Genomic DNA, 14,956 nt, shown 5'->3' on the forward strand with positions numbered 1-14,956 from the left:
CACATCCAATCAAATATAAATCAACTCACTGTTTATGATTTCCTCTGCCCGGTTGCGGATATTGTTCATCCGGCCTACCCATTCAAGCTGGTTCCGGGCTTTCAGTTCCTCGGTCACTCCTTCGGCGGCTTTCATCTGCTCAATGATTAAGTTAAGCCGTTCTTCCGCCTGCTCGTTCAGGTCGGCAAGGTATATCCATAATGTCCCGGTCAAAATAAGGGAACTGTACCGTGCCGGATGCTCCTGTTTGAGATATTCCCGGTGCAGCCTCCCATAGCGTCCGATGGGGCGGTTCTCCTCCGGCAGCTTCAAGTCCGGGATATAGTAATCACCTGCCAGAATATAATCAATGCCGTTCTCTGTGATTCTTTCTTTCAGTTTTTCCATTATCGTTCCCTCCTGTGGCGGAAGGCTCGTCACTGGCCAGCTCAATCACGTCCATAATGCCACAATCCAGTGTTTCACAAATACGGGCAAGTGTGTCCATGCTGATATGTTTCCCTTCTTTGCCCATGTTGGCAATCATATTTGTGGTCAGGCCAGCGGCAAGCCTTAAATCTTCTTTCCTCATGTTGCGCTCTATCAGTGTGTGCCAGAGCGGTTTGTAGCTGATGTGCATGTTTCTCCCTGCCTTTCTGCCCCGGATGGGCGCTTGCCCCCATTATATCAGGTTTCTTGCTAACTCACAAATATTTCTTGACGGTATCGCCGGTTCCGTCTGGATTGTGCTTTTCCTTTCCTCTTTTGATTACCTCTAATTAGCCATGACCTGTTTCATGCCCTGGCTTTTGGAGCCGGGGTTGTCCGAGCCGTAGCCCTCCAGCAGATTGACAACGCCCCAAACGCCGAGGCCCGCGCCCAGCGCGATAACAAGGGTCTGCAAAGTGGTGATAGCGGATGCGAAAAATGCCATATAGTCCTCCATTTCTCCGGGATTTTCCCGGGCACAAGAAAAGCCGCCCGGTGCAGGCGGCAGGTGACACTTCGGGACAAAATGTCCCAAAGCTATACAAAAGCGTCCGGGTCGTCCAAATCGTCATAGTTGAGGATGTCCTCGTCCTCGTCTATGGGCGTTCCGTCCGGCACGTCCGCCTCGTACACGGTGTACTGCTCGTTGGGATTGAGCTTTTTCATGCGGCGGCAGATAAGCCGCTCCAGCGAAAAGGCGTTTTTCTTCTTGTCCGCCTCCGCCGTGTATCGGTAGTTGGGGTGCTGTTTCAAATCGTATTTCCGGGAGTAGAACGGCGGCAGGCCCCGCAGTTGCAGGATGCACCTGTCGCCGGGCATGGTGGCAAGCTCGGCGGGGGTCATAAGCTCCCGGCCCAGCCGTTGCGTGTTCTGGTTGTAGCTTTCCGACTGGCCACGGGAGCGGCCCTCGGTCTGCATGGAGATGGTGGCCTTGCCCAGCCAGTTCTCGGAAATCTCCTTGATGGTGCTGGCCTCCCGGCCCCCGAGGAATACCACGCTGTCCATGTTGCCTAAAATGGTTTCCGCGTTTTTATCGTAGATGGCCTTACATTGGGCCAACTGCTGGTAGAACAGCGTCAGGCTCACCTCCCGGGAGCGGATGACCGCCACCAGCTTTTCGAGGTTGGGCACTTGCCCGGTGTTGGCGGCCTCGTCCCACAGCACCCGCACATGATGGGGCAGGCGGCCCCCGTGTACGTTGTCCGCCCGTTCACACAAGAGATTGAACATCTGCGAAAAGGCAAGGGCCACGATAAAGTTGTAGGTGGTGTCGGTATCGCTGATGATAAAGAACGCCGCCGTCCGTCTGTCCCCCAGCTTGTCAAGCTCCATCTCGTCATAGCTCATAATCTCCCGGAGTTGCGGGATGTCAAATGGGGCCAGCCTTGCGCCACAGCTAATAAGTATGCTCCGCGCCGTCTTGCCGCTGGCCAGCTTGTACTTTTTGTACTGCTTGACCGCGAAACAGTCCGGCTTGCGCTTTTCCAGCCCGGCGAACATATAGTCCACCGCGTTCATGAAATCGTCATCGTCCTCCTTGACCTCCATGCCGGAAATCATGTCTACCAGCGTGTTCATGTTCTTGTCCTCGTCCGGGCCCTCGAAAATGATATAGGCGATAAGGGCGCAGTATAAAAGCGTTTCTGATTTCGTCCAGAACGGGTCGCCCTCCTTGCCCTCGCCTTTGGTGTTGGCGATTAAGGTATTGACGAATTTCAAAATGTCGGCCTCGTTGCGGATGTACGCCAGCGGGTTGTAGTGCATGGAGCGGGAAAAATCAATGCTGTTAAAAACCTTGATTTTATATCCCTTTTTCCGTTGCAGGAAAAAGCCCGCCTGCTCCAGCACCCCGCCCTTGGGGTCTACCACCACATAGGAGGAATGGGCCTGGAGTAATTGCGGGGTAAGCCAGAACCGGGTCTTGCCGGAGCCGGAAGAACCGACTACACAGCAATTCAAGTTCCGGGCATTGGCGGGGATGGCGGGCCGGGTGTTGGTGGTGAGAAACTCCGTCCCGGTCAGAATGATGTTGTTCTCAAACTTGGGGTCGGTGAACGGCTTGATGTCCTTTTCCGTTCCCCAGCGGGCGGAGCCGTACTCCTCGTCCCGGCGGTACTTTTGGGCTTTCTTGCTTTTCTGGTAGATAATCAGCCGGATCGCCACGGCCCCCGCGATGCCAGTGAGCCAGTCAAAAGGATTGAGCCCCGGCGCGAAGTCGGCAAAGGCCGGGCCGAGGGCCGCCACCATCCCCACCAGCTTGTGGGCCAAATCCGCCCCCGCCGCCAGCCGGTAGGCCGTCCCCACTTTCAGGCAGGCCCACGCGATGAACAGATAGGGGAGGTTTGGCAAAAGGTACTTTTTCAGCTTATCTGTCCTCATGGGCGGCCTCCTTTACGCGGTCTTTCTTTTGCGCGGGCTGGCGCAGTATCTCGGCGGCGGCCCGTCTGAGCTGTTCCCGGATGGGTACGCGGTCAGTCTTTGCCTTATCCAGCACCCGGCGGGAATACTCCCCAAAACAAGCGGTGATTGCATCCGCCTGCCCGCTCTTGAAGAACAGCAGATACTTGTCCGGCCCGGTCTTATAAAAGGCATAGTCAACATTCCACTTCCGGGCCACCCGGTCAAATTCTTTTGGGGCCCCGGTGAGCTCGATGCTGTTCGTGGCCGCGCCGTGGGCCATGAGCTTTTTCACGGACTGCCTGCCGTGGGGTGTCTGGTGGGCCCGGCGTTCCTTTTGTATCTTCCGGCCAGCCGCCCGGAGCGCATAGGCCAGCACCCGGGCCGTCAGCTTTCCCGTCCGCATGGATAACGCGATAGTGCGCCGGGAAACATCCTCGTCAATCAATCAAAACCGCCTCCTTTCATGGGGGATAGGCCCTCCGGCCTTTGGGACAAAATGTCTCGAAGTCACCGCTCCTCCCGGCCCGTTTCCGGGTGCTTGCGTTCAGCCTCCAGAGAGGAACGGTCAATCACTTCCTTGTAGGCAGCCATCTGCTCCCGGATGGAGAGCCGGGGGAGGGCAAAAACCTTGTGCTCCTTGGGAATATCCTCTATCCCGTGGTAGACTTCCTTAATATCGCCCGTCTGGACGATATAGCCGCCGGGGGCAAGGTGGCCGTCCTCGTTGATGGATATGTCCCGCCCGTATGCCTCATAGTCAAAGTAGTCTTTCAGCTCGGCGGGGATCGGCAAGTCCTCCGCATAGTAGCGGCCCAAATCCTCCTCGCTTTCAATCTCCGGGTAAAATTCAAAGCAGTCCAGATTTTCCGCAAGGTTGATGATGTCCGCCACGCTGGAGGTATGCGCCCCCATATGGAGCGCGGCCTCGAATTTTTCAATCTCGCTTTGGGGGAGCTCCGAAAGCAGGCAGGCCAGATGGTTCAGCTCGTCCAGATTTTCATACTCGCCCAGATAGTCATAGAGCCCCAGCACATCGCCGTCAAAGCTGGTGATGAAAAATTCCTCGTAGCGTATGCCGTCCACGCCGATATTCTTTAACAGCGCCTCCACCGCCTGGGGGCTGGTGGGGAATTTCAGCGTTTCCCCCACCAGCTCGCCCTCGTTGTATTTCCCCAGATTGGTGATGTACGCCTCGAACAGCGCGGCCACGTCAGCGGCGGCCCTGTCCCTTGACGGTCAAAATGCCCTCAAGGGTGGTGGCGGTGATGCCCAGCCGCTGGGCCACGGCGATGTCGTTCTTCATGGACTCGGTGACGGTATGCCCGCACACCACCAGCACCCGGGAGCGGCGGAGCAGGTCGCGGCCAATGTCGATGCTGCTCTTGTGCTCCTCGGGAACCGCGTCATTGAGGAAAAGGGGCAGGAACAAGGCCGGACAGATAGGGGCAAAGCCCGCATCGTAAACCGCCCGGCAGTACTGCGCGGCCAGCTCCGCATTTTCCGTGTCGCCGCCATACCAAGCGGCGGTGATGTAAGCAAGGGGTCGTTTCATAGTCGTTTACCTCCGATATTTTAATAGTTGTCGTTCAACCCTATCCCCCCGCCCTTTCCCATTCATGGGAAAGGGGGCGGCTCTGGAGGATATATCCCCCGCCGCGCCGGGAGGGGTGGCACAGCCGGGGCGGGCCGTCAAGGGCAAGCCGCCGCAGGCGGCGGGCGTTCCGCCCCTTGACCGCCCACTCCCGGCTGTGCTCAGTAGCAGGCGGCGACGGGGGATATACCACCAGAGCCCCTCTCTAAAAGAACGCTATGCAAGGCGCGGGGGAGGGGCGCGGGAAAAAGAAAAGCCTTGGGACAAAATGTCTCAAGGCTTACTTTTCCCGGTCGGTCTTTTTCTCCGGGTGTAGCCCAGCAAATTAAAGTTCCTATCTCCCGCACAAAAACGTCAAATTATAATCTCAGTTTTTAAACACTGTCTATAAAAGTGTGCTACAGGAGGCGGCACGTTTTCCTCTTGACCATCCCATGTCATTCCGATATAGTTTTTATGGAACAAAAAAAAGAGAAAGAACAGCACCTTCCACAGTTCGTTCTTTCTCTCACATACCAGTGTGCCTGCCATATACGGGATCGTATCCCACTCGTGAGGCTCCGGCAACACCGACATATACTATGATAAGAGAAAACTCCCTGTTTTGCAAGCTGGTTCGTATAAAAAGTTCATCAAAGATCCTGTTCGATTCCTTTATGGCTGGATTCCGTTCGGAACTACAGACCTGTCCCTGCTGTGGGGTAAAGGGATCCTGCCGCATCCATGCCTACTATGACCGCTCCCTGGTGGACTTCATTGGCGGCACCCAGGTCCGCCACAGCCTCTGCATCATGCGCCTCATCTGTACCTGTGGCCATACCCATGCCATCCTCCCGGACTTCATCATTCCCTACTCCGGCTATGGCCTGTTCTTCCTTCTACGTGTCCTGGCGGAGTATTTCCTGCGCCTTTCCACTGTGGAAAGGCTATGCGAACGCTTCTGCATCACCCTTTCCCAGCTGCGCCGGTGGCTGCAGCTCTTTCGGGTGCAGAAGGAAGATTGGCTCGGCGTGCTTTCCTCCATGGAGGTTTCCGGCCTTTCCTTCCTGAAGTCCCTGCTCACGCAGCCGGCTTATTCGGATTTCGCCTCCGCCTTTGTCCGCCGTTTTACAAAGTCTTTCCTCCAGTCCCATAAAAACCCGACACTTTACTGCCAGCAGGTGTTCGGCCCCTGACCCTTTTTCCGTCGGCCACACGCCACGGGTATGGCTTCCCTCCCTTCTCTCCTGCATAATGGTGGAAAACCACCTAAGGAGGACATTTTTATGGACAACAATCCAAAAAAACTTTCGGACGCAGCCGCCATGGCACAGTTCCGCCTCGCTCTCATAGCGCCGGTCATCCATGGCCTTTATCCGGATGCGTCCAGGAACGCTTACTACCTGCGTATCACCGAAAAACCGCTCACCCTGCCTGACGGCTCGGTATTCCAGTACAGCCCAAAGACCCTCAGCAAATGGGTGTCCCTCTACCAGAACGGTGGCATCGACGCCCTCATGCCGCAGGAGCGTTCCGATAAGGGCTCCACCCGGGTGCTCCCGGACACGGCCATCGAGGAGATCTACCGCCTCAAGGAAGCCTTCCCACGGCTGAACTCCACCCAGATCCACCGGCACCTCGTTGAAGAAGCCTTCATCCCTGCCACAGTCAGCGTCTGCGCCGTCCAGCGCTTCGTGAAGAAACATGACCTGAAATCAGCACGCAACCCAGGCATGCGGGACAGGAAGGCGTTTGAAGAAGACGCCTTTGGGAAGATGTGGCAGGCAGATACCTGTTACCTGCCTTATATCACGGAGCACGGCCAGCGCAGGAGAGTCTACTGCATCATGATTATTGATGACCATTCCCGGTTTCTGGTGGGCGGCGGCCTCTTCTATAACGATAATGCCTATAACTTCCAGAAGGTGTTCAAGGACGCTGTGGCAGCCCATGGAATCCCGGCGAAGCTCTATGTCGATAATGGCTGCAGTTACTCGAATGAGCAGCTTTCCCTCATCTGCGGCTCCATCGGCACCGTACTTTTACACACAAAAATTCGTGATGGTGCTTCCAAAGCCAAAATAGAACGCCAGTTCAGAACGCTCAAGGAGACTTGGCTCTATACGCTGGATCTGGATTCCATCACCACGCTGGCACAGTTCAACCGGCTGCTTAAAGACTATATGCGCACCTACAATACATCTGTCCATTCCGGCATCGGCACAACGCCCATGGACCGCTACCAGCAGTCACGCTCCTCCATCCGGAACCCTAAGTCCAGGGAGTGGCTGGAGGAATGTTTCCTGAACCGCATCACCAGGAAGGTGAACAAGGACTCTACCGTCTCCATCGACAAGGTGTCCTATGACGTTCCCATGCAGTTCATTTCTTCAAAAGTGGAGATCCGCTTCCTGCCAGACGACATGTCCAGTGCCTTCATCCTTTATGAGGGGGAACATTATCCCATACGGCCTACGGATAAAAACGAGAACTGCAGGACGAAACGCAATAACACGCCGTCCATCGATTATTCAAGGATTGGGGGTGAGAGCTGATGTTCCGTTCCTACTATGGGCTTTCCTTCAATCCCTTTGACAAACAGAACGCAAGAGAAAAGGACCGGTTCCTCTCAAAGGACATCTCGGAAATGACGTCCCGGCTGGACTACCTCAAGGACACAAGGGGAATCGGGCTGTTCACCGCACGCCCCGGCATGGGCAAATCCTTCGCCCTGCGCTGCTTCGCAAAGTGCCTCAACCCCAACCTCTACCATATGGAGTACATCTGCCTCTCCACGGTCAGCGTCATGGAGTTCTACCGCCAGCTCTGCTCTGTTCTGGGGCTAGAGCCAAGGGGCGGCAAGCCTGGGATGTTCCGCGCCGTACAGGAGCAGATACTCTACCTCTACAAGGACAAGAAGCAGCCCCTCCTCCTGGCAGTCGATGAGGCACAATACCTCTCCACCGGCATCCTGGAGGATATCAAGATGCTCATGAACTACGGGTATGACTCCCTGAACTGCTTCACGCTCATCCTCTGTGGGGAGCCCCACCTGAACAGCACCCTGAAAAAGCCCGTCCATGAGGCCCTGCGCCAGCGCATCACCGTACACTACAACTTTTCCGGTCTCTCAGACTCGGAAGTGGCGCAGTATATCCTCCACAAGATCGCCTGTGCCGGAGGCGCAGCCTCCATCATCGACCAGGCAGCGCTTTCTGCCGTCCACAGTCACTCCCAGGGGAGCCCCCGCCTGGTGGACAACCTGATGACCGACGCGCTGACTCTGGGGGCACAGATGGACAAGAAAGTGATCGATACGGATGTCATCCTGGCTTCTGTCAGCAGCCAGAATCTCGGATAGGAGGAATGGAACATGAATTATACCTGTATCCTGAAAAGCGGTTCCCGCAAGGAGACCTGGACGGGGCAGATCATCCTGCTGAGCACGGGGAACGGATGGTATGAAGCTGAGATCAATGGGCGGGGGACTTACTTCCACATCCTCGCCGGACGGCATAAATATGGGAACTACCTGTGCATCCCTAACCATGATGTAGGGTGCGAGCTCTCCGATTTCTCCGATATCTTTTGGAATGAAGAAAGGATCGGCTCCCTGATGCGGAAGGTGGATGCGGTGACTGTCGCCACCGGCCTGGTTCATCTTCCTGTTCTGGCCGACAGGCAGGGGAAAAACTAAATTTTTCATATGGGCCATGTGTCTCATGAGGGATCCATGGCCTTTTGCATTTCAGGCGCAAAACAATACCGACAACAACGTGCAGCATTTTTGACAGGATTGTGCATTTGCAGACAGCACTGCGCAGTCAATAGGATAAATGTCGGAAAAATAATTCGCTGTTTGCGTTTCCATCAATTTGCCGTCCGACATCCGGGGCGGTGCGCTCCGGGGGCTGTTTCTCTTTCCATTCGGCCAGCAGGGACATAATCTGGTCTTTCATTTCCCGGGGCGTGGCGTCCTTGCCGAAATACTTGTTCAATTCAGCGGCGGAAATAATCACTTTGTCTACCTCCTTTTTTTCACGGCTCAAAATGCCGTCAATCACATCGCCGTTCAGTTTCCCGTCCTTATCCAGCTTGCGGAGCTCCTGGGCCTGGGAGAGCGAGGGGGATGCCTGCTCGCCCTCAATGGAAACGGCGATAAACCTCTGGTTTTTGGGCTTGATGAACGAGATTTCCACGGCGGGGGTGAAAGACAGCTTTTTCTCATTCACCATAGACTGGAGCTCCGGTACAAGCTCGGTCAGCCGGATATACCGCTGTACCTGCTTGTAATTCATGCCGTTTCGTTCCCCCACGATTTCCGTGGAGCGTTTTCCAACGTCCCCGGCGGCCACGCCCTCCATCTTCGTCCCTTGATGGCTGATGGCCTCCACCTGCATTTTCAGCGACTGGGCCTTTTCCATCGGCAGAATCTTTTCCCGGTGGCGCAGGTTGTCGTCCGTCATCGCAAGGATGGCCTCGTCATCCGTCATGTTGCGGACGATACAAGGCATATTTGCAAACCCGGCCAGCTCACTGGCCCGCTGGCGGCGGTGGCCCGCGATGATTTCATAGCCCCCGCCCTCCCGGGGACGCACCAGCGCGGGCTGGTGTACGCCGTTGTCCTTGACGGACTCCACAAGCCCTTTCATTTCCGCATCGTCCCGCACCCCAAAGGGATGGTCTTTGAACGGGAACAGCTCCGAGAGGTTGAGGTAAACAATCTCTTCCTTTTCGGCGCGGGTCGCGTCACGGGGCTGGGGCGGCACTTCCGGCGCAGGCGGGGGAGCGGCGGGAGCCTCTTCCTTGCCCTTTACCGTGGCGGCCTTTCCGCCCTTGCCTTGGGACATTTTGTCTCGAGGTTGAGCCGGGGGCTTGTCCGTGGCCGCCTTGTCAGCCTTGGCCGGGCGGCCACGGCGGGCCCCCGTCCCTCCCGGTTCACCGGGCCCCGCTTTTTCTTCCTTGGGCTTGCGGCCCCGCCTGCCCTTGGACTTATCCGGCTCGGGAGCTTTTTCTTTGAGGGCCTTGTCCTTTTTGGCGGGCCCCTTTTCCTCGACGGCCTTTTTCTCCGGGGCCGGGGTGGGCGGCTGTTCCGGTTCGGGCGGCTCGTTCTTTTCCACCTCCGCACGTTCCGCCGCCCGCCGCTCCGCCATCAGCTTTTCAATCTGGTCAGCGGAGACATTCACCGCGCCGGGGGCCCCAGCCGGGGCATCATGGGCGGGTGGTTCGCCGCCAGTCTGCTCGGGGGCGTTCTCCGGGGCCGGGGGCTCCGGGGTGGGAGCGTCCTGGGCAGGAGCACCCTCCGGGCCGACATCGAACAAGCTGGGCTGGGGATTTTCCTCCGGGCTCACGTTTAATTTTTCGTCTGCCATTCGTTACCTCCTTTTTTAATTTCGTGAATGTTGCACAAATCTTGCGCTAAAAATTTGTTACTATTTTTTCGCCTCCCTCCCGGCTATCCACGCAAAAAAGCCGCCCGTTTTTTCATGCCGGACGGCTTTCTGCGTAATGTGATAGCTCAAATAATATTTTTTTGTGGGTGTAGGCTCCGAAAAGCCTTGATATTACAGTGTTCCTATTAAAACTCATTCATATGCTTGCTCCGAAACTTTTCACTTTAGCAAATGCGGAAAGGAAGGGAAAAGAATGGATTGGGAACCAGAAATCAAGGACAGCGGCTATCTGCCGAAAAAAGGGAAACCGACAGAGGAAACCGTCTGCTACAAAATCGGCGGCACATACTATGAAGTGTCTACCTCCTGCGGCGGTTCGGAACGGCTCCGCGACAAGATGATACGGCTCATAAAATCGGAAACCGTCAAACCGCCCAATGACAAACAGGGATAAATGCGCTATAATAACAATATCAAAAAATGCTACGGTATTTTTTGATATTTTGCACATACTGTTTGTCGGGCATTCATTACAGGAGGAATGAACATATGACAGCAAATACATATAAGCCCGGACAGATAACAGCATTATACGCCCGTCTTTCGCAGGAAGATACGTTAGAGGGCGACAGCAACAGCATTGTGAACCAAGATGCGATTTGTCAAGGATATTTTCTCCCCTACATCCAAATTTGCCGAACAGGGCGAAAAACGATTGCGAAGTTAGGTGGCTTATGTTATAATAGTAAAAATATCTTGGACAGGGGTGAGGGGCGATGGCTAAGAATAAATTGGTGACACCAGTTGTAAAGTGGGTCGGAGGTAAGCGCCAACTCCTTGAAGAGATTACACAACGGTTTCCCAAGCGAGTTACCACATATTGCGAACCCTTCTTGGGTGGAGGGGCTGTTTTATTTTCACTTCAGCCCAAAAACGCCATTGTGAATGATCTTAATGCTGATCTTATGCTTGTTTATGAGGTTATCCGAGATAATGTTGAACTGTTGATTACATCATTGGAAAAACACGAAAACACATCAGAGTATTTTTACAGTATTCGCGATCTGGATCGTGACAAGGATGCTTATCGTGAGATGTCTGCAATTGATCGTGCTTCTCGTATTATCTACTTGAACAAAACCTGCTACAATGGCCTTTTTCGGGTAAATTCATCAGGAGAGTTCAATTCTCCTTTCGGATATTATAAAAATCCGAACATTGTAAATGCTTCTGTTTTGAGAGCGGTAAGCAAATACTTGACGGCAAATCATATTCAACTCTTTCATATGGATTTTGAGGAAGTGCTTCGACAAGTACCCAGAGGGGCATTTGTTTACCTTGACCCCCCATATGACCCTGTTTCAGATACCGCCAGTTTTACCGGTTACAATCGAGGCGGATTTGGTCGAGAGGAGCAAGAGAGACTTAAACGTTGTTGCGATGGATTGACCGCACGTGGAGTGCGATTTCTGCTTTCTAATTCTGCCACCCTATTTATTCAAAATCTGTACGCCGGGTACACTGTTGAAACTGTTCATGCTAAACGTGCTGTAAACTCAGATGCAAGCAAACGAGGAGCCGTTGAGGAGGTTCTAATCAGGAATTATGGGATTGAATGATACTGCATGGGAAATCTTGTTTGCCCGTCATAATATACTTGAGGAAATTGCAAAAGCAGGAATGTTTCGGATTACTGCCGACCAGATCAAAGTTGAGCGTGAGCCACGGCTGATGACGAAATTCGACCATAGAGTTAATCTCCCATCAATCTTTAAGGATAATGATCTTGCTATCCTTCCTGTAACTCGTGGAGATTATATTATATCAAAGTTTTCGGCGTATCACGATTTTGAAAGAAGCGCACTTGAATGTCAAAGGGTCAATTTGCCATTAGGCATTCAAAGCCTTCTGCCACAGTATATTGTAAGTGAGGCAATTGCGCTTAACTGCGCAAACGCCTGCGGGATTCTTGAAGATTTTCTTGAAGATGAAAACCTCGTTCCTACCGTGAGTGGGCGCATGAGTTCCGGGGAGTTTAGTTTTAATATTTCAACTGATGGAAAGCAGCAAGCCGTTGATGTCCGCAACTCGCAAATTGAGATTGATGCAGCATACGAAGGCCGTAGTTGCCTTGCTTTATTTGAGGCAAAGCGCGATATATCAAATGATTTCTTGGTGAGGCAGCTTTACTATCCTTTTCGGGCGTGGTGCGGGCGTGTTACCAAAAAAATCAAACCAGTTTTTCTCGTTTTTTCAAATGGTGTGTTCTATTTGTATCAATATGAATTTACCGATCCGGAAAATTATAATTCTTTGTCGCTTGTAAAACAAAAGAACTACATCCTTTCTCCGGAAATTACACTTGCTGACATACAAACTATTGTTGAGAATACTCCAATCTGTTCAGAGGCAGAAGTGGCTTTCCCTCAAGCAGACAGCATGAAAAGAATTGTCAATCTTATGGAAATGTTATCAGAAAGAGATATGACGAAGCAGGACATAACCAACAGGTACATTTTCAGAGAGCGGCAGACAAACTATTATACTACTGCTGGTCATTACCTCGGCTTTATAGAGAAAGGCGAAAGGCATTCAGACGGCTTTGTCTATTTTTCTCTGTCTGATGTTGGTCACCGCGTAATGAAAATGCCTTACCGGGAACGGCAAATTGCAATTGCTACAGCTATTCTTCGTCATAGAGCTTTTAATGAAACGCTGAAAATTCATCTTCAGTGCGGTGAAATGCCGAACATAAATATGATCGTGCAAATTATGCAAAATTGTGGTGTTTACAATGTTGGCTCTCCCGAAACGTTCAAACGCCGAGCCTCAACAATCAGAGGTTGGATTGAATGGATTCTGGGACTAATTGAAGGCGAATAAGCCTATACATCAAAATACACAGCTATGTTGATTATTCTAATGCTTGGGAGCCACCAATTTAAAGCTTGAGAGCCACCCAAAATCCGTCCTGATTTTAATGCTTGGGGGCCATCTATAAGATACAAGATATAGTTGTACTGAAAATATCATGGATTGTCCAGAGTAATTTGGGAATGTTCCTGAATAAAATTAAGAAATAACAAAGCAGACCTTTGGCCAGCTATGCTGATACGAAATTCCTCGAAATCTTATTTTTCCAGCATATTCTCTTTTTGAACGAAAGAAGACAGAACCTTTGATGACCGGCTCTTCCCTCTCTTTGTCTGCTAATCGAAATCACCGAGACAATCTTTTGCATAAAACTTGAACAAAGCTTAAAATAACAGCTTCAAATTAATGGCAAATAAATTTCACCTCATTTTTTCTTTCTTACTTCATTAAAAATCTGAAGCTCGGAAAGTGCCTCCATGATGGCAAGTTCTGATATCCCTTCAACAGTGGTTCCTGTTCCAGGATTAAATAATTCTTGCTGTGCATCAGCTCTGAAATCATAAGATTTTAGTTCGGCTGTATACCATGCCAGGATTTCATCCCTTAAATTGTCTGCCAGATCAAGCAATACTCGTAGATTTCGTATTTTTTGTCGAATATCATTAGGAATGGTCGGTTCGTCTAACTTTATTTTCATTAAAAACCTCCTGATAAAAGGAATAAATGTTGTGGCATCTAAAGAGTCATCAGTGTTTCCTGCTAACGGTTGATTTATCGTCTGCCACATACAAAAATAAATCTGCGTTTTTATGAGTTTAAGGACTCCATAAGTTTTCTGGCTTTTTGAGAATCGTACAGCTTTCTGAGGTTATTTTCGGTAGTCGGTATGGAATAAGAGTTATGTATGATCCGGTCCATAATAGAATCGGCCTGGGTTCCGCCGCCTAACCGTTCATGCCAGTCACAGACCTCGTATTGCCCGACAAAGATCGTCGGATTATTTCCACAACGCTGTTCTACCAACTCATATATGAATTTTGACTCTTTCTCATTGATCTTATAGTTCAGCCATTCATCTATGATCAGCACTTTATAGTTTCCCAGTTTCTTCCGGTATCGTACCTGCTCTCTGAGGTTATCTTTGTGGGCCTGAAAATGTCCCAGCATATCCGGCATTCTGATATAACACGTCCGGAGAGTCTGTTTACATGCTTCTACACCCAGGACACATGCAAGATAGGTTTTCCCGGCACCCGTCGGGCCTGTAATGATCAGGTTTGTTGCAGCACCTACGAATCCCATGGTTGCAAGATTTGCGATTTTCTCCCTACTGCTCTCTCGTGCATCACAGTCTAAAGTTTCAAGGCTTGCATTGGGATACTTTAAATCTGCAATCTTTGTCAGCCTGGTGATCAGTCTGTTCTGCCGTTCTGTTATTAGAGCTGAGAGCAGATGCTAAAGTCTCTCATTGTAAGTCAGGTCAACAAAAGATACTTCTTTTTCCTGAGCCTCGATCACAGCCACTAAATCACTGAGTTCTAATACTGATAATTGTTTCTTGATCTCTGTATTCATAAATTTTTACCATCCTCTCTATAATAATCCGCACCTCTTACGATTCCCTGCTTATGATCTTTTACGTTCTTTTTTGTAAGATCATTTTTTCTGTTTTTTGCAGCTCTTTTCACATAAGGCATAAGCGTGTTGTAAGTAATCAGATGAAAGTCCTTAAGTGCAAGGCTGCAAGCTGTTTCAAGGATATCTTTACCATATACACCAGCGATATCCAATACGGTTCTTGCATCTACAAGAGCCTGTTCTTTTACTTTTGCATTGTCATACAACCTGCCTATCACGGTTCTTGTACTGTTGCCAATAGCTTCTGCTTTATTCAGCGTTGATTCCATTGTATCCGGAGTGTATATTGGATATGGAAGATGGGACATCTCTGTTCTTTTCGCATTCCGAATGCCTGTGGGAATACGTTTATGCTCAGCTACTAATTGATGTGAGGCGTAGATACAAACAAGAGAACTGTTATACTGCACATCAACGTATTTATTTATGTAACTGCTTGGAACAGAGTATTGTCCCTTGTGAAACCATATATGGGAATTCGGGCCTACTTTGTGATTATATGACCACTCACAGATCTCAAAGGGAAGCATTGGCAGGGTTCTGAGATATGGTTTTTCCTCCAGCTCATAAAATAACTTCTCGGAATCTTCAGCCCTTACTTTATAAGGCTTTC

Annotated in this window: 20 protein-coding genes and 1 pseudogene; 8 read left to right on the forward strand and 13 right to left on the reverse strand. The window is 51.3% G+C overall.

Features of this window, described 5'->3' with window-relative positions; translation table 11 throughout:
• Positions 1–9: 9 nt before the first annotated feature.
• The 8 genes from AC6I3O_RS25555 to AC6I3O_RS25590 form a co-directional block, all read right to left on the reverse strand.
• Positions 10–387: a TnpV protein gene (locus tag AC6I3O_RS25555; protein ID WP_103242552.1), complete on the reverse strand. Its 378-nt coding sequence runs from the start codon at positions 385–387 to the stop codon at positions 10–12.
• The gene (locus AC6I3O_RS25560; protein ID WP_004060877.1) at positions 347–619 is read right to left on the reverse strand and encodes a helix-turn-helix domain-containing protein; all 273 of its coding nucleotides are present in this window, start codon (positions 617–619) and stop codon (positions 347–349) included. The genes AC6I3O_RS25555 and AC6I3O_RS25560 overlap by 41 nt, the downstream gene beginning before the upstream one ends.
• Before the next feature lie 135 nt (positions 620–754).
• On the reverse strand, positions 755–913 hold the full coding sequence (locus tag AC6I3O_RS25565) for a Maff2 family mobile element protein (protein ID WP_199715147.1): 159 nt from the start codon (positions 911–913) through the stop codon (positions 755–757).
• 92 nt (positions 914–1,005) lie between these two features.
• Entirely contained in the window at positions 1,006–2,847 is a 1,842-nt protein-coding gene (locus tag AC6I3O_RS25570) for a VirD4-like conjugal transfer protein, CD1115 family (RefSeq protein ID WP_497853265.1), read from the reverse strand.
• Positions 2,834–3,310: a PcfB family protein gene (locus AC6I3O_RS25575; protein WP_497853605.1), complete on the reverse strand. Its 477-nt coding sequence runs from the start codon at positions 3,308–3,310 to the stop codon at positions 2,834–2,836. The genes AC6I3O_RS25570 and AC6I3O_RS25575 overlap by 14 nt, the downstream gene beginning before the upstream one ends.
• Before the next feature lie 65 nt (positions 3,311–3,375).
• Positions 3,376–4,077 carry an antirestriction protein ArdA gene (locus AC6I3O_RS25580; protein WP_497853266.1) on the reverse strand — a complete coding sequence of 234 codons (702 nt, stop codon included), beginning with the start codon at positions 4,075–4,077 and terminating at the stop codon, positions 3,376–3,378.
• A gap of 1 nt (position 4,078) precedes the next feature.
• Positions 4,079–4,420, reverse strand: coding sequence for a DUF7768 domain-containing protein (locus tag AC6I3O_RS25585; RefSeq protein ID WP_016316827.1), 342 nt, complete (start codon positions 4,418–4,420; stop codon positions 4,079–4,081).
• A gap of 40 nt (positions 4,421–4,460) precedes the next feature.
• Positions 4,461–4,652: a hypothetical protein gene (locus AC6I3O_RS25590; protein WP_120390762.1), complete on the reverse strand. Its 192-nt coding sequence runs from the start codon at positions 4,650–4,652 to the stop codon at positions 4,461–4,463.
• Between the two features lie 388 nt (positions 4,653–5,040).
• Here AC6I3O_RS25590 and AC6I3O_RS25595 point away from each other — a divergent pair, with 388 nt between their 5' ends.
• The 4 genes from AC6I3O_RS25595 (at position 5,041) to AC6I3O_RS25610 (ending at position 8,135) form a co-directional block, all read left to right on the forward strand.
• Positions 5,041–5,634, forward strand: coding sequence for a DUF6431 domain-containing protein (locus AC6I3O_RS25595; RefSeq protein ID WP_497853267.1), 594 nt, complete (start codon positions 5,041–5,043; stop codon positions 5,632–5,634).
• A 90-nt stretch (positions 5,635–5,724) separates the two neighbouring features.
• Positions 5,725–6,993, forward strand: a complete 1,269-nt coding sequence (locus AC6I3O_RS25600; protein WP_497853268.1) for a DDE-type integrase/transposase/recombinase — start codon at positions 5,725–5,727, stop codon at positions 6,991–6,993.
• A complete protein-coding gene (locus tag AC6I3O_RS25605) occupies positions 6,993–7,799 on the forward strand; it encodes an ExeA family protein (RefSeq protein ID WP_016222687.1) in 807 nt (268 codons plus the stop codon). Before AC6I3O_RS25600 ends, AC6I3O_RS25605 begins: the two co-directional genes overlap by 1 nt.
• A gap of 12 nt (positions 7,800–7,811) precedes the next feature.
• The gene (locus AC6I3O_RS25610; RefSeq protein ID WP_302134599.1) at positions 7,812–8,135 is read left to right on the forward strand and encodes a DUF6618 family protein; all 324 of its coding nucleotides are present in this window, start codon (positions 7,812–7,814) and stop codon (positions 8,133–8,135) included.
• 127 nt (positions 8,136–8,262) lie between these two features.
• Here AC6I3O_RS25610 and AC6I3O_RS25615 read toward each other — a convergent pair whose 3' ends face one another.
• On the reverse strand, positions 8,263–9,810 hold the full coding sequence (locus AC6I3O_RS25615; RefSeq protein ID WP_497853269.1) for a ParB/RepB/Spo0J family partition protein: 1,548 nt from the start codon (positions 9,808–9,810) through the stop codon (positions 8,263–8,265).
• Between the two features lie 274 nt (positions 9,811–10,084).
• Between AC6I3O_RS25615 and AC6I3O_RS25620 the strand changes: the two genes are divergently transcribed.
• The 4 genes from AC6I3O_RS25620 to AC6I3O_RS25635 all read left to right on the forward strand — a co-directional run bounded on the left by AC6I3O_RS25620 (position 10,085) and on the right by AC6I3O_RS25635 (position 12,714).
• The gene (locus AC6I3O_RS25620) at positions 10,085–10,285 is read left to right on the forward strand and encodes a hypothetical protein (RefSeq protein WP_300891205.1); all 201 of its coding nucleotides are present in this window, start codon (positions 10,085–10,087) and stop codon (positions 10,283–10,285) included.
• A 95-nt stretch (positions 10,286–10,380) separates the two neighbouring features.
• Entirely contained in the window at positions 10,381–10,629 is a 249-nt protein-coding gene (locus tag AC6I3O_RS25625; protein WP_497853270.1) for a hypothetical protein, read from the forward strand.
• Complete coding sequence (locus AC6I3O_RS25630) at positions 10,608–11,450, forward strand: DNA adenine methylase (protein WP_300891207.1); 843 nt, start codon at positions 10,608–10,610, stop codon at positions 11,448–11,450. Before AC6I3O_RS25625 ends, AC6I3O_RS25630 begins: the two co-directional genes overlap by 22 nt.
• Positions 11,443–12,714, forward strand: coding sequence for a type II restriction enzyme (locus tag AC6I3O_RS25635; RefSeq protein WP_497853271.1), 1,272 nt, complete (start codon positions 11,443–11,445; stop codon positions 12,712–12,714). The genes AC6I3O_RS25630 and AC6I3O_RS25635 overlap by 8 nt, the downstream gene beginning before the upstream one ends.
• Before the next feature lie 415 nt (positions 12,715–13,129).
• Here AC6I3O_RS25635 and AC6I3O_RS25640 read toward each other — a convergent pair whose 3' ends face one another.
• The 4 genes and pseudogenes from AC6I3O_RS25640 to AC6I3O_RS25655 form a co-directional block, all read right to left on the reverse strand.
• Positions 13,130–13,402 carry a hypothetical protein gene (locus AC6I3O_RS25640; RefSeq protein ID WP_125128212.1) on the reverse strand — a complete coding sequence of 91 codons (273 nt, stop codon included), beginning with the start codon at positions 13,400–13,402 and terminating at the stop codon, positions 13,130–13,132.
• Between the two features lie 110 nt (positions 13,403–13,512).
• The gene (locus tag AC6I3O_RS25645) at positions 13,513–14,157 is read right to left on the reverse strand and encodes an ATP-binding protein (protein WP_497853607.1); all 645 of its coding nucleotides are present in this window, start codon (positions 14,155–14,157) and stop codon (positions 13,513–13,515) included.
• A 119-nt stretch (positions 14,158–14,276) separates the two neighbouring features.
• Entirely contained in the window at positions 14,277–14,612 is a 336-nt protein-coding gene (locus AC6I3O_RS25650; protein ID WP_497853625.1) for a hypothetical protein, read from the reverse strand.
• An 84-nt stretch (positions 14,613–14,696) separates the two neighbouring features.
• Positions 14,697–14,873, reverse strand: a pseudogene (locus AC6I3O_RS25655) (Mu transposase domain-containing protein); the annotation flags it as partial.
• Between the last annotated feature and the right edge of the window lie 83 nt (positions 14,874–14,956).

Source organism: Sporofaciens sp. St.21A7, from assembly GCF_059728535.1.

Bases quoted from the DNA above. Each gene is read 5' to 3' on its own strand.
- AC6I3O_RS25620 (WP_300891205.1), top strand. From the start codon at position 10,085: ATGGATTGGGAACCAGAAATCAAGGACAGCGGCTATCTGCCGAAAAAA.
- AC6I3O_RS25610 (WP_302134599.1), top strand. From the start codon at position 7,812: ATGAATTATACCTGTATCCTGAAAAGCGGTTCCCGCAAGGAGACCTGG.
- AC6I3O_RS25565 (WP_199715147.1), bottom strand. From the start codon at position 913: ATGGCATTTTTCGCATCCGCTATCACCACTTTGCAGACCCTTGTTATC.
- AC6I3O_RS25650 (WP_497853625.1), bottom strand. From the start codon at position 14,612: ATGGAATCAACGCTGAATAAAGCAGAAGCTATTGGCAACAGTACAAGA.
- AC6I3O_RS25555 (WP_103242552.1), bottom strand. From the start codon at position 387: ATGGAAAAACTGAAAGAAAGAATCACAGAGAACGGCATTGATTATATT.
- AC6I3O_RS25615 (WP_497853269.1), bottom strand. From the start codon at position 9,810: ATGGCAGACGAAAAATTAAACGTGAGCCCGGAGGAAAATCCCCAGCCC.
- AC6I3O_RS25625 (WP_497853270.1), top strand. From the start codon at position 10,381: ATGACAGCAAATACATATAAGCCCGGACAGATAACAGCATTATACGCC.
- AC6I3O_RS25600 (WP_497853268.1), top strand. From the start codon at position 5,725: ATGGACAACAATCCAAAAAAACTTTCGGACGCAGCCGCCATGGCACAG.
- AC6I3O_RS25640 (WP_125128212.1), bottom strand. From the start codon at position 13,402: ATGAAAATAAAGTTAGACGAACCGACCATTCCTAATGATATTCGACAA.
- AC6I3O_RS25605 (WP_016222687.1), top strand. From the start codon at position 6,993: ATGTTCCGTTCCTACTATGGGCTTTCCTTCAATCCCTTTGACAAACAG.
- AC6I3O_RS25585 (WP_016316827.1), bottom strand. From the start codon at position 4,420: ATGAAACGACCCCTTGCTTACATCACCGCCGCTTGGTATGGCGGCGAC.
- AC6I3O_RS25570 (WP_497853265.1), bottom strand. From the start codon at position 2,847: ATGAGGACAGATAAGCTGAAAAAGTACCTTTTGCCAAACCTCCCCTAT.
- AC6I3O_RS25560 (WP_004060877.1), bottom strand. From the start codon at position 619: ATGCACATCAGCTACAAACCGCTCTGGCACACACTGATAGAGCGCAAC.
- AC6I3O_RS25630 (WP_300891207.1), top strand. From the start codon at position 10,608: ATGGCTAAGAATAAATTGGTGACACCAGTTGTAAAGTGGGTCGGAGGT.
- AC6I3O_RS25595 (WP_497853267.1), top strand. From the start codon at position 5,041: ATGATAAGAGAAAACTCCCTGTTTTGCAAGCTGGTTCGTATAAAAAGT.